16 protein-coding genes and 2 tRNA genes are annotated in these 19,498 nt (G+C 54.9%); 12 read left to right on the forward strand and 6 right to left on the reverse strand.

Features of this window, described 5'->3' with window-relative positions:
- Positions 1–11: 11 nt before the first annotated feature.
- Positions 12–497, reverse strand: coding sequence for a hypothetical protein (locus HCQ99_RS06065; RefSeq protein ID WP_166987411.1), 486 nt, complete (start codon positions 495–497; stop codon positions 12–14).
- A gap of 74 nt (positions 498–571) precedes the next feature.
- A complete protein-coding gene (gene ald / locus HCQ99_RS06070) occupies positions 572–1,693 on the reverse strand; it encodes an alanine dehydrogenase (RefSeq protein WP_166987679.1) in 1,122 nt (373 codons plus the stop codon).
- Between the two features lie 184 nt (positions 1,694–1,877).
- Between ald and HCQ99_RS06075 the strand changes: the two genes are divergently transcribed.
- The 7 genes from HCQ99_RS06075 to HCQ99_RS06105 all read left to right on the forward strand — a co-directional run bounded on the left by HCQ99_RS06075 (position 1,878) and on the right by HCQ99_RS06105 (position 8,324).
- Complete coding sequence (locus tag HCQ99_RS06075; protein ID WP_166987414.1) at positions 1,878–2,381, forward strand: Lrp/AsnC family transcriptional regulator; 504 nt, start codon at positions 1,878–1,880, stop codon at positions 2,379–2,381.
- Positions 2,378–2,965: an isochorismatase family protein gene (locus HCQ99_RS06080; RefSeq protein WP_166987417.1), complete on the forward strand. Its 588-nt coding sequence runs from the start codon at positions 2,378–2,380 to the stop codon at positions 2,963–2,965. The genes HCQ99_RS06075 and HCQ99_RS06080 overlap by 4 nt, the downstream gene beginning before the upstream one ends.
- 68 nt (positions 2,966–3,033) lie before the next feature.
- Complete coding sequence (locus HCQ99_RS06085; RefSeq protein ID WP_166987421.1) at positions 3,034–5,670, forward strand: DEAD/DEAH box helicase; 2,637 nt, start codon at positions 3,034–3,036, stop codon at positions 5,668–5,670.
- An 11-nt stretch (positions 5,671–5,681) separates the two neighbouring features.
- Entirely contained in the window at positions 5,682–6,647 is a 966-nt protein-coding gene (locus HCQ99_RS06090) for a Ppx/GppA family phosphatase (RefSeq protein ID WP_166987424.1), read from the forward strand.
- A 102-nt stretch (positions 6,648–6,749) separates the two neighbouring features.
- Positions 6,750–6,824: transfer RNA gene (locus HCQ99_RS06095), tRNA-Gln, on the forward strand.
- A 369-nt stretch (positions 6,825–7,193) separates the two neighbouring features.
- Positions 7,194–7,266 (forward strand) — tRNA-Glu (locus tag HCQ99_RS06100).
- Between the two features lie 182 nt (positions 7,267–7,448).
- The gene (locus tag HCQ99_RS06105) at positions 7,449–8,324 is read left to right on the forward strand and encodes a glycosyltransferase family 2 protein (RefSeq protein ID WP_166987427.1); all 876 of its coding nucleotides are present in this window, start codon (positions 7,449–7,451) and stop codon (positions 8,322–8,324) included.
- 37 nt (positions 8,325–8,361) lie between these two features.
- Here the strand turns inward: HCQ99_RS06105 and HCQ99_RS06110 are convergent, their stop codons facing one another.
- Complete coding sequence (locus HCQ99_RS06110) at positions 8,362–9,267, reverse strand: glycosyltransferase family 2 protein (RefSeq protein ID WP_166987430.1); 906 nt, start codon at positions 9,265–9,267, stop codon at positions 8,362–8,364.
- A gap of 202 nt (positions 9,268–9,469) precedes the next feature.
- Between HCQ99_RS06110 and HCQ99_RS06115 the strand changes: the two genes are divergently transcribed.
- Together HCQ99_RS06115 and HCQ99_RS06120 are read left to right on the forward strand one after the other, a co-directional pair.
- Entirely contained in the window at positions 9,470–10,504 is a 1,035-nt protein-coding gene (locus HCQ99_RS06115; RefSeq protein ID WP_166987433.1) for a glycosyltransferase family A protein, read from the forward strand.
- 60 nt (positions 10,505–10,564) lie between these two features.
- Positions 10,565–12,586, forward strand: coding sequence for a S9 family peptidase (locus tag HCQ99_RS06120; RefSeq protein WP_166987436.1), 2,022 nt, complete (start codon positions 10,565–10,567; stop codon positions 12,584–12,586).
- A 130-nt stretch (positions 12,587–12,716) separates the two neighbouring features.
- On the opposite strand, the gene HCQ99_RS06125 is transcribed toward HCQ99_RS06120, so the two are convergent.
- From HCQ99_RS06125 to HCQ99_RS06135, 3 genes are all read right to left on the reverse strand, one after another.
- Positions 12,717–14,888 carry a S9 family peptidase gene (locus tag HCQ99_RS06125; protein ID WP_166987439.1) on the reverse strand — a complete coding sequence of 724 codons (2,172 nt, stop codon included), beginning with the start codon at positions 14,886–14,888 and terminating at the stop codon, positions 12,717–12,719.
- A 104-nt stretch (positions 14,889–14,992) separates the two neighbouring features.
- The gene (locus tag HCQ99_RS06130) at positions 14,993–15,352 is read right to left on the reverse strand and encodes a hypothetical protein (protein WP_166987442.1); all 360 of its coding nucleotides are present in this window, start codon (positions 15,350–15,352) and stop codon (positions 14,993–14,995) included.
- 36 nt (positions 15,353–15,388) lie between these two features.
- Positions 15,389–16,087: a queuosine precursor transporter gene (locus HCQ99_RS06135; RefSeq protein ID WP_166987445.1), complete on the reverse strand. Its 699-nt coding sequence runs from the start codon at positions 16,085–16,087 to the stop codon at positions 15,389–15,391.
- Between the two features lie 311 nt (positions 16,088–16,398).
- Between HCQ99_RS06135 and HCQ99_RS06140 the strand changes: the two genes are divergently transcribed.
- Genes HCQ99_RS06140 through leuD form a run of 3 tightly spaced genes read left to right on the forward strand, consistent with a single transcriptional unit; the run spans position 16,399 to position 19,493 of the window.
- Entirely contained in the window at positions 16,399–17,412 is a 1,014-nt protein-coding gene (locus tag HCQ99_RS06140; protein WP_166987448.1) for a TerC family protein, read from the forward strand.
- A gap of 12 nt (positions 17,413–17,424) precedes the next feature.
- On the forward strand, positions 17,425–18,906 hold the full coding sequence (leuC, locus tag HCQ99_RS06145) for a 3-isopropylmalate dehydratase large subunit (protein WP_166987451.1): 1,482 nt from the start codon (positions 17,425–17,427) through the stop codon (positions 18,904–18,906).
- Positions 18,906–19,493 carry a 3-isopropylmalate dehydratase small subunit gene (gene leuD / locus HCQ99_RS06150; RefSeq protein ID WP_166987454.1) on the forward strand — a complete coding sequence of 196 codons (588 nt, stop codon included), beginning with the start codon at positions 18,906–18,908 and terminating at the stop codon, positions 19,491–19,493. The genes leuC and leuD overlap by 1 nt, the downstream gene beginning before the upstream one ends.
- Positions 19,494–19,498 lie beyond the last annotated feature (5 nt).

The following is a 19,498-nucleotide window of genomic DNA, read 5'->3' on the forward strand; positions in this document are numbered from 1 at the left end:
AGCCAGGTTAATTAAATTAACTTCACCGGTGTGCCCTTGGGCAGCCCAGTGCGCAGCTGGCCGGTGGCGCTGATGGTGCTGTCTGAGGTTACTAGTTCAGCTTCAAGCAGGGCGGCGCTGGCCTCCACAGGCACTTCAACAAGCTGCACGGCGGTGAGCAGTTTATCGCCCAACTCTGCCACTACGCGTGACAGAGCAGAGCGAATTGGTTTTGGATCAACCAGAGCGCCGTGCTGGTAATGCGCATCACGCAGGTCGACGCTCTGCCGCGCGTATTCAACACCGTCACCAGACACTGCGACACCCAACATCGCACTCTCATTGCGAGTGATGCGCACAATAAGCTCACTGCTCGCTCCGCCAGCGTTAACGTTGAAGGGGAGCTGTCTTTCAGAGCCGGGTAATCCGAGTCGAGTGTTTGCGGTGTGACCCGCGGTCTTTTTCAGCCCCTGATCTGCTGTGCCGGGTTTTTGGGTGAAAGTGAATTTCAAATCCATAACAGCACTAGCTTAATAACAGAAGCGCCGCCTCCGAAAGGGGAAACGGCGCTTCAAACTCTTGGACTATAAGCTTATGCTGCCAAGATCTCGTCTACAGTGCTGCTCTTAAGCTCTGGGAAAGCCTCTGCAACACCGTGGTTGGTGATTACACCCTCGTGTGCGTTTAGACCCTTAGCGAGCGCTGCATCGTCGCGCAGCGCCTGCTTCCAGCCCTTGTTAGCGAGAGCAACAACATATGGCAGGGTTGCGTTGGTTAGAGCGTTGGTTGACGTCTCTGGCACAGCACCCGGCATGTTTGCTACGCAGTAGTAGAGCGAGTTGTGAACCTTGAAGGTTGGGTCGTCGTGTGTGGTTGGGCGTGAGTTTTCAAAGCAGCCACCCTGGTCGATTGCGATATCAACGAGCACTGAACCAGGCTTCATCTGCGCAACCATATCGTCGGTGACAAGCTTTGGAGCCTTCTCACCCGGGATCAGCACAGAACCGATAACCAGATCCGCATCCTTGAGCGCCTCGGTGATGTTGAAGCGGTTTGATACGCGGGTCTGGATGCCACCGTTGTAGATGTCTTCGAGCTGCTTCAAACGTGGAATGTTGATGTCGATCATGGTGACGTCTGAGCCCATGCCGTAAGCAACGCGTGCTGCCTGCTCACCAGCTGCGCCACCGCCGATAACAACAGTCTTTGCTTTACGGGTAGCGGTTACACCACCGAGCAGCACGCCGCGGCCACCCTCTGCCTTCATCAGGAAGAAAGCGCCAATCTGCGCTGACAGACGGCCAGCAACTTCAGACATTGGCGCGAGCAGTGGCAGTGAGCGGTTGTCGAGCTGCACGGTTTCGTATGCGATCGCGGTGGTGCCGCTGTCAACCACAGCCTTGGTGCAGGCCTCAGAAGCTGCGAGGTGCAGGTAGGTGAAGAGCACCTGACCCTTGCGCATTTTGCTGTATTCAGACTCGATTGGTTCCTTCACCTTGAGCACCATGTCAGCCTGTTCCCAGACCTCATCGGCAGTGTCGATAATGGTTGCGCCAGCAGCCTTGAATGCTTCGTCGCTAATGAACGAGCCCTCACCGGCACCAGCCTGAATCAGCACCTCGTGGCCGTGACGCTTGAGCTCCATGACCCCAGCCTCGGTGATGGCGACGCGGTTCTCGTTGTTCTTAATCTCGGTTGGAATACCAACGCGCATTTTCATGCTCCAATTTTTAGTCAGTGAATTTTGCGGATCACCGGGAGAGAGATCCGATAGCAGTTGGAGCGAATCCAACATAGTTTAATTTTGCATTATCTTCGTGTAATTAAACAAATATCCGCAGAAAATTCGCTATATACTGGGGTTGAGGCTAGTTTAATTCGCTAACAGTGAGGTTTTTATGGCGGCTTCGAATATTATGCGAGGGGTTATGCAGTTAGATGCGGTAGACCTCAAAATCATTAAAGAGCTGCAGCGTAATAGCCGCATCACGAACGCTGAGCTTGCCGATCGTGCCGGGATCGCTGCTTCAACCTGTGTCAGCAGGGTGCGTGCGCTTGTGTCGCGCGGTGTCATTACCGAATTTACGACGCAGGTTGATCCAAAAGCTTTCGACCTGACGCTCCAGGTGCTAATCAGTGTTACCGTTCGTTCTGGGGCCAGAGAGCGGATCGCGGAGCTTGCAGACACGCTGCGTGCTGCTCCTGAGGTAACCCAACTGTTTTTTCTCGGCGGGGTAGAAGACTTTATTATTCATATGCTCGCGCGCGACAGTGAGCATGTGCGTGAATTTGTGCTTGAAAACTTGAGCACACATTCCGCTGTTGACTCAACACGAACTAGCATTGTTTTTAGCCACCACACAAACCCTGTGGCTGCTGTATTCAAAGGAGCATCAGAATGAGTGACAGACATAGTGCTAAACGGGCGCTGCTCGTAGTGGATATTCAAAATGACTTTGTTGAGGGTGGCGCGCTCGGGGTGACCGGCGGCACTGCGGTTGCGACGCGGGTTGCAGAGCTGCTGCAGGGCGAGCACGGCTACGACATGGTTGTCGCATCGCGTGACTGGCACAATGCGAGCGGTGATAATGGTGGGCACTTTGCGCTTGATGCAGAGCCAGATTTTGTCAACACCTGGCCGGTGCACTGCGTTGCGGGCAGCTTTGGTGCTGAATATCACAGTGCGCTGCAAGACGCAGAGTTTGATGTTGAAATATTTAAAGGGCAGGGGGAGCCGGCTTATTCAGCATTTGAAGGCAGCTCTGCTGACGGCCTGAAGCTTGAAGAGATCCTCAAAGAAGCGGGTGTGAAACACCTTGATGTCGTTGGGATCGCAACCGACTACTGTGTTCTGCAGTCGTCTGAAGACGCCTATTGGGCGGGGTTTCGGGTGCGTGTTCTGAAAGATTTTGTTGCCGGAGTGGCCGCTGAAACGAGCGCTAAAGCCTTGGACGAACTGCGCGCAATGGGCGCTGAGGTGGTTTAGCGCAGCAGAAAGTCACAGACCCTTGCGATACTTGTCAGTGGTATTGCAAAACGGGGAGGGCTTAATAAATGAACGTAACGCTTGCGGAGCATGCGGCGGCTTTGGGGCGCTCAACAGACCCGTTCGTGGTGTTTGACACCTTTGTTGATTGGGTGTTTCACGATAAAGGTTTTGAGCTTTACCCTGCGCAGAGTGATGCGATCACCGCGGTTGCTATGGGCTCAAACGTAGTTTTAGCAACCCCCACCGGCACCGGCAAGTCAACCGTTGCGCTCGGGGCGCACTTCATTGCATTCACACAGGGGAAGCGCACGGCCTATACAGCCCCGATAAAAGCCTTGGTGAGTGAAAAATTTTTTGAGCTTGTGCGTGTTTTCGGTGCTGAGAATGTGGGTTTGGTGACCGGCGACTTCAGCATCAATGCTGATGCTCCTATCTTGTGTGCAACCGCCGAAATCGTCGCGCAGTATGCCCTGAGCGACCCTGACTGTCGCGGCATCACACAGGTCGTCATGGATGAGTTCCACTATTACGCAGATCGCGAGCGCGGCTGGGCGTGGCAGGTGCCGCTGCTGCTAGCAAACGGTGTGCAGTTTATTTTGATGAGCGCCACACTCGGTGATGTGTCAGAGGTTGTAAAAACTCTTGACGAAAACACCGGCCGCACAACAGAGGTGATTACGGGAGTTGAGCGCCCTGTGCCTTTGAGCTATCGCTACAGTCTTAAACCGGTGCACGAAGAAATTAGCGAGCTAGTACCGGGTGGGCTTGCCCCGGTTTATGTGGTGCATTTTTCGCAGGCTGCGGCAACCGAGCAGGCGCAGGCACTCACCAGCGTCAGCCTGCTAACAAAAGATGAGAAGGCGGCCATTGCCGAGCGCCTTGCAGAGTTTAGATTTTCGGCCGGGTACGGCCAAACGCTTAACAAACTGTTGCGTGCCGGAATTGCTGTGCACCATGCGGGGCTGCTGCCGAAATACCGGCGCCTGGTAGAGCAGCTGGCGCAGGCAGGGCTTTTGAAGGTGATCTGCGGCACAGACACTCTCGGTGTCGGCATTAACGTGCCTATTCGCACGGTGCTGCTCACCTCACTCGTAAAATTTGACGGTGTTAAAGAGCGCCGTTTGAGCGCGCGTGAGTTTCATCAAATTGCCGGTCGTGCAGGCCGTGCCGGGTTTGACCGGGCGGGCGACGTTGTTGTGCTTGCACCGGAACACGCGATCCTCAACGCCGCAATAGAGGCGAAAGCCGCGGCCGCTAAAAATGCTGGAAAGAAGGTGAAACCCGGCAAAAAGGTGGCGGCTAAGGCGGGTGTGACCTGGAGTGAAGCGACCTTCGAGAAGCTGATCGCCGCAGAACCAGAGCCGCTTGTTAGTCGCATGCAGATCACAGGTGCGATGCTGGTTGCGATCCTGAGCCGTGGCGAGAAGCGTGAGGGTGAGCTTTTTGCGGTGGTGCGCGAGCTGATACAGGATTCACACGAAACTGCAGACTCTAAACGTGGGCTCACCCTGCAGGCTTTGAAACTGTATCGGGCGCTCAAAAACGCTGGGGTTGTGCGGGTCACCGAATCTGACACTGGTGAGCAGATGCTCAGCCTCACGGTGAGCGGTGAGGGTGCGCGCGCATTCAATCAGCCGCTGGCACTGTTTGCAATCGCTGCAACGGAACTCCTAGACCCTGAATCCCCCGGCTACACACTCGACCTGCTCTCGCTCTTTGAAGCGGTGCTTGAACCACCGCGGCCGATCCTTATCGCACAAGAGAAAAAAGAAAAAAGTCGTGTTGTTGCAGAATTAAAGGCTGATGGGATCGAGTATGAGGAGCGCATGGCGATCCTTGCAGAAGTGACGCACCCGCAGCCGTTAAGAGAGTTGATCGAGGCGGCTTTTGCCGAGTATCGGGCTAAAACGCCAAGCGCCCACGGGCAGCAGCCAACACCAAAAAGTATTGTGCGCGACATGGTCGAGAATGCGTTTGGCTTTAAGGAGTTTGTTGCGCACTACGGTCTGAAACGCAGCGAGGGCGTGCTGTTGCGCTATTTGAGCGACGCGTATCGGATGTTGCGAGCTGGGGTGCCGGAAGAAAAACGCACACCGTATCTAGACGACATCATCACTTGGTTGGGTGAGGTTGTTAGACAGACGGATTCAAGTCTTCTGGAAGAGTGGCAGCAGCTTGCAGAAATTGCCGCTGCTACTGGCAGTGGCGACTGGGATGCAACCCTGGCAGTGGTGAGCGATGCAGCTGGAGAGCCGGGAGAGATGGGAGCGCCGCCGCGCAGTGACAAACTCAGCGCAAACGAGAAAGCGCTTACGATAATGGTGCGCAACTATATGTTCCGCCTGGTGATGTGGGCAGAGTTTGACGACGTTGCGGCGCTGGTTGCGGCCAGCACGCCACCAGATATGGGTAGCAGCGGCAGCGGTGTTGCTTTAGGCTGCCGTCGCGGCATGACAAAACACGACTGGGATGCTGCGCTGGACGCCTATTTTGACGAGCATGATGAAATTCCGATCGACGCCGCAGCTCGCGCCAGTCGTTTCTTTAACGTGCAGAAGCAAAAAGAGACTTGGCGTGTTGAGCAGGTGATCGCTGACCCCGCAGGCAATTACGATTGGGTGATAACTGCAGAGCTCGACCTAAAGCAGACGGACGAAATTGGAGAGCCGGCTCTCACCGTGCTTTCGTTTGCCACCCGGTAAAATTTTTGGTTATGCGTTTAGGAGTTATCGACGTCGGGTCGAACACTGTGCACCTATTGGTTGTTGATGCGCACCCGGGTGCGAGCCCGGTGCCCTATGAATCAGAGCGTTCGCTGCTGCGCTTAATGCGCTACATTGACAGCAGCGGGGCAATCACCGCTGAGGGTGTGACGAAAATTGTGACCGCTATCGACGACGCGGTGAAAAAAGCGCATGAGATCGGCGTTGATGACCTGATTGTGACAGCCACGAGCGCGATTCGTGAAGCGACTAACGGCGCTGAGGTGCTCGCTATGGTGCATGCGCAAACAGGTGTTAACCCGCAGGTGCTGTCGGGCGAAGATGAAGCCCGGATCACAATGCTTGCAGTGCGCCGCTGGTTTGGTTGGTCGGCGGGTGAAATTCTGCTGTTCGATATTGGTGGCGGCTCGTTCGAGATAGCGCAGGGCTCTGATGAGTATCCTGATGTGCAGGTTTCGCTGCCGCTGGGGGCGGGGCGTGCCACTGTGCAGTTTATTCCGGACGATCCGCCGGGGCACCCTGCGGTATCAGCACTGCGCAAACACGCGCGAAGCGAGTTTACCCGCGTGCGTGATGAACTTTTCGCAGATCGACCGACACCGCAGCGCGTGGTTGGCACCTCGAAAACTATTCGCTCACTCGGTCGCCTTGTTGGTGGCACCGACAACCCTATTACCGGCGAAAAAGCGCCGATTAACTATCAAGATTTGAAAGAGTGGGAGCCGTTTCTGCGGGAGATGCCGTCAAACGTGCGCGAGTATCTGCCGGGAGTAACCCCAGAGCGTGGATATCAGCTGATGGCCGGCACAGTGCTGCTGCGCACAGCGATGAAAGTTTTTGGTGTGCAATCACTAACCGTGTCACCGTGGGCGCTGCGTGAGGGGATCGTGCTGCGCTATATCGATCAACTCGACGGCAGGGGAGCAGACCCTCTGACACTTGATGACCAGTCTTAGCCGAAACACGAGACAGCGGATAATTTGAAAAATTCACACATCTGCGCTAAGGTTATTATTCGTTGCCCGCTTGGGCGATGCGCAGCAGTAGCTGCAAACCATTGGGATATGGTGTAATTGGCAACACGGCTGATTCTGGTTCAGTTGTTCTTGGTTCGAGTCCAGGTATCCCAGCCAGATTAATTCGCTCTAGCGCGCCAGAAGCAATTATTGCCTTGTTTCTTGCCACTGCTACCGCTATTTAACGGGTAAAAGCGGCTGAGCGCAGCTTATTGTGCGGCAGAATAGACTTGCCTAGAAAATAGTTTTATTTGTGGGAGGTAAGTATGTGTGTGGCTGTTGAGTGTGCGCAGTGTCATAAAACTACCTGGGAGGGCTGCGGCCTGCATATCGAAGAGGCGCTTGCCGGAGTGCCGGATGCGGCGCGCTGCCAGTGTGCCAGGGCTTAACCTCACTGCTTGCGGATCAGCGGTGATACGAAACACGCCGAAGTTGCGCGCTCGGGTTTAGCGTGTAATAATTATCTAGTTGTGTTCGCAACACAGCGGCCCCATCGTATAGCGGCCTAGTACGCCGCCCTCTCACGGCGGTAACGCGGGTTCGAATCCCGCTGGGGTCACAAAAGCTCTCATCTTTATAGGTGAGAGCTTTTTTATATATCTCCACGTTTCTATCCATAAAACGGAGCAGCGCAGCATATATTGATATCAGCGTGCAGCGTTGTTGCTGCTTAGCATCCGTGTAAATTCATGAGATGCTAATTTAGCTAGTCGTAAAACTTCAGTAATTTGGAGAATAATTATGAGCCGCCCTCTTGTCAGTATCGTAATGCGCACAAAGGATCGTGCCGTACTGCTAACCAGAGCAATCGCTGACTGTGCAAAACAGCGATACGAAAATTTTGAATTAATTATTGTCAATGATGGCGGCGCACCGGAGCCCGTCGACGCACTGCTCGAAAAACACGCAGCGGCTCTTAAAGGGCGTGCGCGCGTCTTCCACAACCCGCAATCTTTAGGCATGGAAGCCGCCTCAAACCTTGCGATTTCCCAATCTAACGGCAAATACATTTGTATTCACGACGATGATGATACGTGGCATCCGTCCTTCCTCGAAACATGTGTGAACTATTTAGAGGAAAATCCAACCGCAGGTGGCGTTGCGGTGCGCACACAGATCATCTATGAAAAAATCGACGGCAACCGCGTGTTTGAACTCAGCAGAGAAATTGCGTGGCCGTGGATTACTCAGTTTTCGCTATCAAGACTGATGGAATCTAATATTGCTGTTCCTATTTCTTGTATGTACCCGCGCGCAGTTATTGACGACCTTGGTGGTTTCCGCGATGACCTGCCGGTTGTCGGCGACTGGGAATTCCATATCCGTCTAGCAGCAAAGTATCACGTCCAATTTATTGAGGGTGAGCCGCTTGCATACTGGCATCAGCGTCGCGCCCAAAAAGGCGCACTCGGCAACTCAATTTTCGCAGGCGCTGACAAACATGCCTACTTTGATCTGAAGGTCCGTGACGAGTACCTGCGCGAGTTTGTGGAGAGGCACGGCCCGGGCGCACTGCTGTGGCAGGCAGCAATGTTTCACCACTTTGCAAACCGCCGTGAAACCTTCTTTTCATGGGCAAAGAACCGGGTGCGCAACTTCCTGCGGCACAGGAAGTAATACGCCCCGACACTTGCGCAGTGCGCGCAGGCTGCCGCTACTTTTGAGCAGGGTATTCAATGCGAGGGCGTTGGAAGAATCCCTCAAAAGCGGCTTTTGTCAGTTTCAGTTTTAGTTTGCGGCTGACGGGTGCACCGCGCAGTTGCCGATACAGGCCGGCAAAAAGATCGACCAGGATCCGCGGCTTGCGTAGAGACATTCCGGCTGAGACCTGGTTGCGCGCCCCGCGTGAATACTTCCAAAAGTTTGCTTCGGTGACCTCTGACCAAAAGACGCCTTTATTTTCTGGGGTGAGGTGATCGACGTATGAGTCAGTAACTAGAATGCCCGGGCGCCACTTTGATAGGCGGTAGGTGTATTCAGCATCGTCGAACCAGATGAAGTATTCCTTGTAGGGGAAACCGCACTGCGCAACCGCTTCACGGGTCACCAGGCAGGAAACAAACGAGGAACAGTCAAGGTCAATCCAGTTTTTCTGGTACGGCACAGGTCTAACCCAATCCCACGTTGGAGTTGGGATATTCATTTCACATGCAGAGCCATCTGTCCACAGCACCATTGAGGCCGCGTATGAGGGCATCGGGCCGCCTCGAAATTCAGCGGCGTCCTGCAGAGTGGTAACCAGTTTTTCAAGCGCTTCGGGGCGCGGCACTGTGTCGTCGTCCATCACCCAGAAAGCGTCATAACCCTGTTCGTAAGCGATTTTCATGCCGGCATTAAAGCCGCCAGCGCCACCGGTGTTTTCCGGTAAGCGATGCACCTGCAGACTTGGTGAGTTATCGCGGGCAGCCAGCATCTGTGGGGTGTCATCGGTTGAGGCGTTATCGACCACAATGATTGCTGCTGGCGCAGAGGTTTGCGCTTCAAGCGCCGCTAGAGTTTTTTGTAAGAGTTCAGAGCGGTTGTAGGTTACTACTACGGCTGCAACCTGTAATTCCTTCAATGCCTATCCTCAACCTTCATTTCACTTGTCGAGCTATGAAAATGTGGCGCGTTTATACTACCTAAATACTTCCATCTGAGACGGTTGCCATGCTTATGTTTGCGGATAAAATTCACCTATTGTCGGTTGCAACACAGCTTTAACAGTCTTTGAGTCATTACAATTAGAGCTCGACTAAGGCCGTGCCAAGCGAGAGGAAACTATGAGTTTTCCGCAAGTATCAATAATTCTTCGCACCAAGAACCGCAACCTATTTTTACGGCGAGCACTTGCATCAATCGATTCCCAAGTATTCACCGACTACGAATTGCTCATCATTAATGACGGCGGCGAAGAAGAACCGATAGCGAAACTCTTGGCAGAAAAGGGTGCCCTATCTGAAAAAACTCGCCTCATAACAAACCCCGAATCCCTCGGCCGAGATGGCGCGTGGCGGCAGGGTGTTAACGAGGCAGCCGGCACTTTTTGCGCTATCCACGATGACGATGACACGTGGGATCCTAACTTCCTGCAGCAAACCGTAGCATTCCTGCACGCGCACCCTAACCATAATGCTGTTGCTGTGCGGCTTGAAGTGATTGCTGAAGAGCAGCACGGCGACGATTTCACCGAATTATTTCGGTGGATCTACCAGCCGCATGACAGTTCCCTGTCGCTCGGTAATTTCTTGCGCTCCAATAAAACCGTTCCAATTGCAACCCTCTATCGCACAGCTGCCGCCCGTGCAGCGATGCCGGAAGGAGAGTTTCCTGTAGTTGAAGATTGGTTGTTAAACCTCAATCTTGCGCTGCAGGGTCCGTTTGGCTTCATCGATGGGAAGCCGCTTGCTTTCTGGCATCAGCGCCCCAATGATTTAAGCGCCGACACGGGCAATTCAATCACCTCTCTAGCGCAGCTGCATAAAGAACTCGATGCGCAGATACGCGACACGCATCTGCGTGAGTATATTGACGAGCACGGTTTGGGTCTGGTGCTGCACCTGAGCGGTTTACATGAACGCCTCTCGGTTAAGCTCGACCAGCAGGAAAGAGAAATAGCCGATCTTAAGCAGCAAACCCAGTCGCTGTCTGAAGAAATCAGCAAGGTTAACGAGTATCGTGACACGATAGCGGATCTTTCACAGCATGTGCAGAGTCTTAGTGAGGATCTGCGCACTATCCCGCGCCCGGTGCAGACGATGATGCGGATAAGCGGTGCTGCTGCGAGAAAGGAAAGCAAGAAAAAGCGTCGCAGCTAGCAGCGTAAAGCGCCTGCCGGCTGTAAAGCCCTACGGCAACTTAGAGATAGGATCGTGACTATGAGCGACAACAAATCAATTTTTCATGATCTTAAGTCTTTCGTTGCCGAGCCCCGTTTTACGGGGCTTTTTCTTTCGCCCGATGGTGAGCGTTTGATTGCGGCCCGCACCGAGCTCAACAAAAAGAAAAACGGATACGTGACGGCGCTGTGGGAGCTGCCGAGTGGCGAGGGCGAGAGCCCGCGCCGTCTCACCCGCGGAGTAGAAGGCGAGTCGTTGCTGGGTTTCACCCAGGGTGGCGATGTGCTGTTTACGGCGAAGCGCGATGCCGGAGAAGAAGATACCGAGCAAAGGCTGTTTCTGCTGCCACGGCAGGGCGGTGAGGCACGCGTTGTGGCGCGCCGCCATGCAGGTTTTGCGGGGTTTACTGTTGCGCGTGAGAGTGGTCGCATCGCCTTTGTGAGCGGTGTGCACCCTAACGCAAAGGATGATGACGATGACGCCAGCATCGCAAAAAGACGTGGCGAAGAGGCGGTAACCGGCATCCTGCACACCGGGTATCCGGTGCGCGCATGGGATCATGATCTCGGCTCAACTGTAAACCAGGTTTTTGTGGCAGATCCGCTTGATCCTGCAGATAGTGAGGCGCAGCTAGAGTTGCGTAAGATTACTAACTTCAAACCGTATGAGCGGTTGCTGGATGCGTTTATTAGCCCCGACGGTGCCACTGTGTTTGCGACACTGCAGCGAGGCATTCGGGGCACCGTGTCACGCAGCGAGGTTGTGGCGATCGACGTGGCAGATGGCACTGTCACAACCGTTGCTGCACACGATGAGCACGACACCAGCCTGTTGGGTGTCAGCCCCACCGGGAAGTTTCTTGTTATCACACGTGCGCCGAAGGTGTCACGTAAAGTCTCGATTCAGCTCTCACACTTCGTTCTCGATCTTGCATCTGGTGCGGAAACAAAGACCTTTAATGGCTACACTGACTGGCCGAACGACTTTAAGATATCCCCTGATGGGAGGGAGGCCTACTTTACCGCGGATCATAAAGGACGCGGCGGCATCTTCCACCTAGATATTGCGACGGGAACGGTCACTAATCTAACAGAGGGGAAGTTCCACTATGCAGCGCTTTGTTTGCATGAGGGGAACGGTTCTGTTGTCGCACTGCAGGATGCGATTGATCAGCCGCCACTGCCGGTTAGACTCGACCCGAAGACCAAGCAGCTTGAAGCGATAGAGGGCGGTATTGCTACCCCTGATATTCCGGGCATCCTCACGGAGTTCACCACCGAGGCCGCGGACGGCACTACGATCCGCTCCTGGCTCTGCCTGCCCAAAGACGCAAACGCTGACAATCAGGTGCCGCTGCTGTTGTGGATTCACGGCGGCCCGTTCGGATCCTGGAATTCATGGACCTGGCGGTGGAATCCGTGGACGGCCGTGGCGCGCGGCTACGCGGTGCTGCTGCCGGATCCGGCTATCTCTACCGGGTACGGGCAGGAGATGCTCGATCGCGGCTGGAGCGAGTTTGGCGGCAGCCCGTTTGATGACATTATGCGCTGCACGCACGATGCTCTGGCGCGCCCTGAGATTGATGCGGATCGGAAGGCGGCGCTCGGCGGCTCATACGGCGGTTATATGGCCAACTGGATCGCCGGCCAGACAGGGGATTTCTTCGACTGTATTGTGACGCACGCCTCGCTGTGGAATCTGGATCAGTTTCGACACACTACAGACACAGCGTCTCTCTGGGGTGCCCACCTGGATGACTCCCACGTGGCTGAATATAACCCGGCAGCTGCGGTGCATGAGATTGTAGCGCCGATGCTGGTTATCCACGGTGACAAAGATTACCGTGTGCCAATCGGTGAGGGGCTGCGGCTGTGGTTTGAGCTGCTGAGCGCGGGGGATAAGTCTCCTGAAGAGAACCCGCACCGGTTCCTGTACTTTCCGAATGAGAATCACTGGATCCTAACGCCGAATAACTCGGTGACCTGGTATGCCACGGTGTTTGCGTTTGTGGATCGGCACGTGAAGGGTGTAAGCACAGACTATCCGGAGCTGCTGGGGTAGGGTGCTTCCTGCTTTGACAGCCGGGTTGCCCACCCTATTCGTAAAGTGGTCTGGGTGCATGTCGACTAGGTGGAGCTGCATCCAGTGAGCGCCCGGCTGCGCCGCCCTGCTTAGCGCCAACCCCCGTCACCTACTCCAACTCAGTTGCACCAATCTGGTCGAGCAGGAACGCGTATTCTTCGGCGCGCTGCTCCCAGCGGGCGTAACGGCCGCTGCGGCCACCGTGCCCGGCCACCATTTCACACTTGAATGCGATCGGTCGCTCAGGAAGCGCCGCACCGCTCTCATAGTTTGTTGTTTCCTCACGCAACCTCGCCACCCACTTTGCCGGCTCAACATAAAACACGCGAATATCGTTGAGCGAAGTTGTGGCGAGGATCGCCGGATACTTCTCGTGCTTGATGTTCTCGTAGGGGCTGTATTCCTTCATATACTGATAAATCTCAGCACTCTCGAGCGGGTTGCCCCACTCCTCCCACTCACCCACGGTGAGGGGAAGTGTCGGATCAAGGATCGTTGTGAGCGCATCAACGAACGGCACCCCAGCCAACACGGCACGGAATGTTGCGGGTGAGAGGTTTACCATCGCGCCCATGAGCAGGCCGCCCGCGCTGCGCCCCTCGGCCGCGATCCGATCCCCATCAAACCAACCCTCGTTAGTGAGAAAGTGCGCGCTATCCACAAAATCACTAAACGAGTTCTTTTTATTAGCTAGTTTGCCGTCCAAATACCATTCGCGCCCCATCTCACCGCCGCCGCGAACGTGCGCGATCGCAACCACCACACCGCGATCCACTAGGCTCAACCAGAGCACGTTAAAACTCGGGTCGATAGGCACTTCGTAGGATCCGTAACCGTAGAGAAAACCGGGGTTGGTGCCGTCGGGCTGCACATCGGCGCGCGCCATTAGTGAGATCGGCACCTGAGTGCCATCCTTAGCGGTTGCCCACAAGCGTTTTTCAACATAGTTGCTGCGCTCAAAGTTTGGCACTTCAGTCACCTTGAGAATATTTGGTTGCCCGCCGGTTGCCGCAACTTCAGCAACCGTTGTCGGGGTGAGCAGTGACTCCAGTGTGTAGCGGATGGTGTCACTATCCCAGTTGCGGTTGTGTGCGAGATACACCGCATCGAGCTCGCCCCCGTGCGAGATATCCCAAGCGTCCCCGGTGTGCCAGCCGCTTTCGCTGCCACTTTCGGGCAGGGCGCGTGGCAGCACACGAATAGCGGGGAGACCCGCCGCTCGCATCGTTACTGCAGCGTGGCCTTTGAAAGCGTCAACGGCTTCGATGCGTTCACCCTTTTGGGGTGCCATGATTTCTACCCAAGTATCCTGCGCAGCTGCGCCCGTCACATTAAGCTCCTGGCGGGCAAGCGAGAATCCGACGTGGTCGCGGTTGTGAATCACCAGATAGTGATCGCCGGCGTGCTCAACCGAGTATTCAACATCGGCAACGCGGCCAGCAACAGAGACCGGGGTGGTGTCAGGATCAGCCAGCGGCACTGTGAAAACCTCGCACCCCGCGTGCGATTCAGCGTGAATGAGCAGCGCTTCGCCGCCGCGTGACGCAGCAGCGTAGGTGGTGTATTTCTCATCGTTTTCACGGTAGATCAGGCGATCTGTTGCGGCATCTGCACCCACCGTGTGCACCCAAATCTCGCACTGCCGCCAAGCCGCGTCGTTCTTTGCGTAGACGATCTTCGAGCCGTCGACCGAGAAATCAAGCCCGTATGCAACATTCTTTACCGCGTCATCAATCACTCGACCGGTGCTTAGATCCACGATCCGTAAGTCAAAAACTTCGCCGCCAGTTGTGTCTACGCTGTATGCAAGCAGGTTTGCTGGCTCATTGATAGTGAAACCACCAATCTGGAAAAACTCGCACCCTGCGGCGAGCGCCTGGGCGTCGAGAAACACCTCTTCGCCGTCAAGCAGCTCATCGCTCGCAGCATCAAGCTGCGGCAGCTCTGGTGAGTGCGCAACAGAGATGCGGCTAAAGCGCGGGTAGTTATCGCCCTCGCGTGTGCGAGAGATATACCAGAAATCGCCGTCACGATAGGGCACGGAGCTATCGGTCTCCTGGGTGTGGCTCTTCACCTCTGCCACAATCCTGTCGCGCAAACCGTGCAGCGGGGTCAGAATCTCATCTGCGTAGGCGTTTTCGGCGTGCAGATGATCTAAAACCTCCTGACTCTCCTTCTCCCGCAGCCAATCAAAATTGTCTACTACGGTGTCACCGTGATGCGTGCGCTTGATAGGTTTCTTCGCTGGAACCGGGGGAAGCGATGCTGCTTGAAATGTCATACAGTCGAGCCTAACCAATCTTGCGCTGCCTCAAAAGTTTTAGACCCGGTGTAGGCGACACAGATTAAACACCTATTAACAACGGCGGCACGGAGGGATCGCGGCTAGACCTGTTCCCAGAAGAGACGCCCTCCGGGCTGCTGCTTAACCGCCTGATACAGGCGATCTGCCGCGTCCTCTAACGCGTCTGCGACATCCTCCCCACCAGCAACCAGATGGTAGAGACCGGGCTGAGCTTGCGGGAAAATTGCCCAGCCGCCGCTGCCGCGCACCCCGTTAATATCCGGTTCCAGTGACTCAAGAAAATCGTCTAAACTTGCGCCAACAACCGTCACCGCAAGTGTTTTAACCTCTGCGCCATCCCACACCCAGTCATAGTCAAGTTGATACGGCGCAGGAGCTGCATCACGCGGCGTTTCCTCCTGCTCGTAGCGCGGGGTGTGCGGTTGTTTTCCTCGCGTCATGCTCCCGATCCTTACCGATTTAACCCCAGCAGACGCTTATCTAGCACTGTTTGCGCGGTATTCTGGCTCGGCGCGTTTCACAGCACCAATCACGGCGATAGTCACAGGTGACAGCACTATCTCCACCGCAGATTTAAACAGGAAACCAACAATCACGTAGTTTGCAAAAGTGGAGATGTTTGAAATACCGATAACGGGTGCCGCAATTGAGCAGAAGACCACCGTATCTACGAACTCACCAGCGAGCGTAGACACTGCGATCCGCCCAAAGAGGAGACGCTCACCCGTGCGCTGCTTCATGCGCACAAGCACCCAGGCGTTAAAGAGCTGACCGACGAAGAACGCTGCAAGGGACGCAAGCACAATAAGCGGGATCGGCCCGAGTGTGCGCTCGAGAGCCTCCTGCCCGTCATACCACTCTGCGCCGGGGAGCCAAATAATCACCCAATAGCAAAAGGCCGCAAAAATTGAGAGCAGAAAACTAACCGTGATGGCCAGCCGTGCCTTCTTGAAACCGTAAACTTCCGAAACAAGATCACCAACTATATAAGCGAGCGGGAAGAGGAAAAAACCGCCATCGGTGACAAGCGGGCCGATAATTACACCCTTTGAAGCACCAATATTAGACAGAATCAGCACTACGGCCATAACCGCAAGCAGGGTTGCGTAGATGCCGGATCCGCCAGAAGCAAAGCGCGCGAGAGTTGGTAGATTTTTTTCGGGAGCAGCGTTCATAACAGCAACAAATCCTTACTCATTGTGTTGAGAATGATGCACGTCGGTGTCACGGCCTCTGCGGCCCCGCGCTCACCCGCTGCCCCGAGTGGTGCTTAAGCATTAGATATTCTGCCAGAAAAATTAGATTCTTTCACGGTTGCAGACGGATATAATGGTGCTCTGCAGAAGGGGAGTATTCCGCTTCGCCTGTGTCGTCAGTACGTCGCTAACGAGCGACCGGTGCAGGCGCGGCAGCTGGTTCTTAATTGACAAGCTGCCGGGAAGAGACCTTCAGACAGCGCACAAGCGCGTTTAGAAGGAGATAAATTTTGGAATCCGCTCTGCCAGTGTGGTTTGAAATAGGCTCAATGGTGGCCTTGCTCGCCATTTTGATTATTGACCTGTTGCTGATCATTAAACGTCCGCACGTTCCGAGCATGCGTGAGGCGGCCCTGTGGGTCGGTTTTTATGTCGGGCTCGCCCTCGTTTTTGCCGGTTGCATGTTCGTGCTCGGCGACGCGCAGCACGGCTCAGAATTTCTCGCCGGCTGGCTCACAGAGTATTCACTTTCGATAGACAACCTGTTTGTTTTCGTTATGATCCTTGGCGCCTTTAAAGTGCCGCACGAATATGTGCAGCGGGCGCTGATGATCGGTATCATCCTGGCGCTCATATTCCGCGGTATTTTTATCCTCGCAGGCGCAGCGCTGATTGAGCAGTTCAGCTGGATCTTCTATATTTTTGGTGCCTGGCTGATCTGGACCGCCTGGAAACAGGTGAAGCACGATGAAGACGACGATCACTCTGAAGGTTTGGCGGTGCGCACAATCAAACGCGTGCTGCCCTTCACTGACGATTTCCACGGCGCAAAACTGTCTGTTGTGGCAGACGGCAAACGCTATTTCACACCGTTCCTGCTTGTGCTCTTCGCCCTCGGATCAACAGATATCCTGTTTGCGCTCGACTCGATCCCCGCAATTTTCGGTATCACACAGAGCCCATTCATCGTGTTTACCGCCAACGTTTTTGCGCTCATGGGTCTGCGTCAGCTCTACTTCCTGCTTGGCGGTTTGCTCGAACGCCTTGAATACCTGCACTACGGCATAGCCGCAATTCTGGCCTATATCGGTGTGAAACTCGTGCTGCACGCTGCAAGCCACAACGAGCTGCCGTTTATTAATAACGGTGAACACATTTCTTGGATCCCAACCCCGAGCACCTGGTTCTCGCTGGGGGTTATTGTGGTTTGCATGGCGGTCGCAACCGTTGCAAGCTTGATTAAAATGAAGAAAACAGAGAATAAGGAAGGCCACAAGCCAACCTTCGGTGCCGGCGACCTATAGGAGGCGAGCTACTTGACTGCGAAAACCAAACCCCGCACACTTGCTGAGAAGGTCTGGGACAGTCATGTTGTGGTCAAAGGCGAAAACGGTGAGCCAGATCTGATCTATATCGATCTGCACCTGATTCACGAAGTCACCAGCGCACAAGCTTTTGACGGGCTGCGCATGGCAAACAGGCCGTTGCGGCGCGTTGATCTGACGGTTGCAACAGAAGACCATAACACCCCGACCATCAACATCACTCGGCAGATCGCCGACCCGACAAGCAGGCTGCAGATCGAAACTCTCAGACAGAATGTGAAAGAGTTTGGTGTGCGGGCGCACCCGCTGGGCGACAAAGAGCAGGGGATCGTGCACCTGATGGGCCCACAGCTCGGTCTCACCATGCCGGGCATTACCGTTGTGTGTGGTGACTCACACACCTCAACCCATGGCGCCTTTGGGGCAATGGCTTTCGGAATCGGCACCAGCGAGGTAGAGCACGTGTTTGCCACCCAGACTCTCCCGCTCAAACCCTTTAAGACGATGGCGATCAATGTTGAGGGTGTGCTGCGCCCAGGGGTGACCGCAAAAGACATAATTCTTGCGGTTATTGCAAAAATTGGCACCGGTGGCGGGCAGGGTTATGTGCTTGAGTATCGCGGCTCAACGATCCGCTCTCTCTCCATGGAAGGGCGCATGACAATCTGCAATATGAGCATTGAAGCAGGTGCCCGCGCGGGCATGGTTGCGCCAGATGAGACAACATTCGAGTATGTGAAGGGCCGTGAGCGCGCCCCCAAAGGGAAAGACTGGGACGAAGCCGTAGCGTATTGGAAGACGCTGCCAACAGATGAGGGAGCCAAATTCGATAAAGAGGTTTTTATCGATGCTTCTAAACTTGAGCCGTTCGTCACGTGGGGCACCAATCCGGGGCAGGGGGTGCCGCTGTCAGAGGCTATCCCCGATCCCTCCCAATTTGCCGACCAAAACGATAGGGCAGCGGCAGAACGGGCGCTCGAATATATGGATCTAAGGCCCGGAACGCCGCTAAAAGACATTCGCGTTGACACCGTTTTTATGGGTTCGTGCACCAACTCACGGGTTGAAGATCTGCGTGAGTTCGCCAAAATTATTAAGGGTAAAAAGAAGGCTGACGGCCTGCGTCTGATGGTTGTGCCCGGCTCTGCGCGCGTGCGGTTAGAGGCCGAAGCAGAGGGCATCGACAGGGTCATTAAAGAATTCGGCGGTGAGTGGCGTTTTGCCGGCTGCTCAATGTGCCTCGGCATGAACCCCGACCAGCTGACGCCGGGGGAGAGATGCGCCTCAACCTCAAACCGCAACTTTGAGGGCAGGCAGGGCAAGGGCGGCCGCACACACCTGGTGTCACCGCTTGTAGCCGCAGCAACAGCCATTCGCGGGACGCTGTCAAGCCCGTGGGATCTTGCCGAAGACGCGCGCAAGGGAATAACTTACGATGCTAAACCGGTTGCAACTATTGAGGAGGGGCGCTAATGGAGCCAATAAGAATAGTGACCGGGAAGGCTGCTGCCATCCAGCTGGCAAACATTGACACTGATCAAATTCTGCCGGCGCAGTTTTTAAAGCGGATCACGAAAACAGGTTTTGAAGATGCGCTGTTTTTTAACTGGCGCCAGGATCCAGATTTTCTTCTCAACCACGAACCGGCAAAGAGCGCGAAAGTGCTTGTGGCTGGCCCAGATTTTGGCATTGGCTCATCGCGTGAGCACGCTGTGTGGGCGCTGCGTGACTTTGGTTTTCGTGTTGTGATCTCTGCCAGATTCGGTGATATCTTCCGCGGTAATGCTGGCAAGCAGGGGCTTTTAACCGCCCAAATTACTGAAGATGAGACCTCTCAACTGTGGCAGCTGCTTGAGGCAGACCCGGAAGCTGATGTCACGGTTGATCTCGAAGAGTTAACAATCACCTGTAAAGACCTGAAGCTACGGTTTCAAATAGACGAGTACACTCGTTGGAGACTGTTAGAGGGCTTAGACGATATCTCTCTAACACTGCAAAATGAAGATGCGATAGCCGCCTACGAAGCGCAGCGTCCGACCTGGATGCCAACAACTATCTAGTTAAT

It is taken from the genome of Canibacter zhoujuaniae (assembly GCF_011752015.1).
Classification (GTDB): domain Bacteria; phylum Actinomycetota; class Actinomycetes; order Actinomycetales; family Microbacteriaceae; genus Canibacter; species Canibacter zhoujuaniae.

Coding starts and splice junctions, on each gene's coding strand:
- HCQ99_RS06090 (WP_166987424.1), top strand. CDS start 5,682: ATGCGTTTAGGAGTTATCGACGTCGGGTCGAACACTGTGCACCTATTG.
- HCQ99_RS06080 (WP_166987417.1), top strand. CDS start 2,378: ATGAGTGACAGACATAGTGCTAAACGGGCGCTGCTCGTAGTGGATATT.
- leuD (WP_166987454.1), top strand. CDS start 18,906: ATGGAGCCAATAAGAATAGTGACCGGGAAGGCTGCTGCCATCCAGCTG.
- HCQ99_RS06120 (WP_166987436.1), top strand. CDS start 10,565: ATGAGCGACAACAAATCAATTTTTCATGATCTTAAGTCTTTCGTTGCC.
- HCQ99_RS06115 (WP_166987433.1), top strand. CDS start 9,470: ATGAGTTTTCCGCAAGTATCAATAATTCTTCGCACCAAGAACCGCAAC.
- HCQ99_RS06130 (WP_166987442.1), bottom strand. CDS start 15,352: ATGACGCGAGGAAAACAACCGCACACCCCGCGCTACGAGCAGGAGGAA.
- HCQ99_RS06135 (WP_166987445.1), bottom strand. CDS start 16,087: ATGAACGCTGCTCCCGAAAAAAATCTACCAACTCTCGCGCGCTTTGCT.
- ald (WP_166987679.1), bottom strand. CDS start 1,693: ATGCGCGTTGGTATTCCAACCGAGATTAAGAACAACGAGAACCGCGTC.
- HCQ99_RS06125 (WP_166987439.1), bottom strand. CDS start 14,888: ATGACATTTCAAGCAGCATCGCTTCCCCCGGTTCCAGCGAAGAAACCT.
- HCQ99_RS06075 (WP_166987414.1), top strand. CDS start 1,878: ATGGCGGCTTCGAATATTATGCGAGGGGTTATGCAGTTAGATGCGGTA.
- HCQ99_RS06105 (WP_166987427.1), top strand. CDS start 7,449: ATGAGCCGCCCTCTTGTCAGTATCGTAATGCGCACAAAGGATCGTGCC.
- HCQ99_RS06065 (WP_166987411.1), bottom strand. CDS start 497: ATGGATTTGAAATTCACTTTCACCCAAAAACCCGGCACAGCAGATCAG.
- HCQ99_RS06085 (WP_166987421.1), top strand. CDS start 3,034: ATGAACGTAACGCTTGCGGAGCATGCGGCGGCTTTGGGGCGCTCAACA.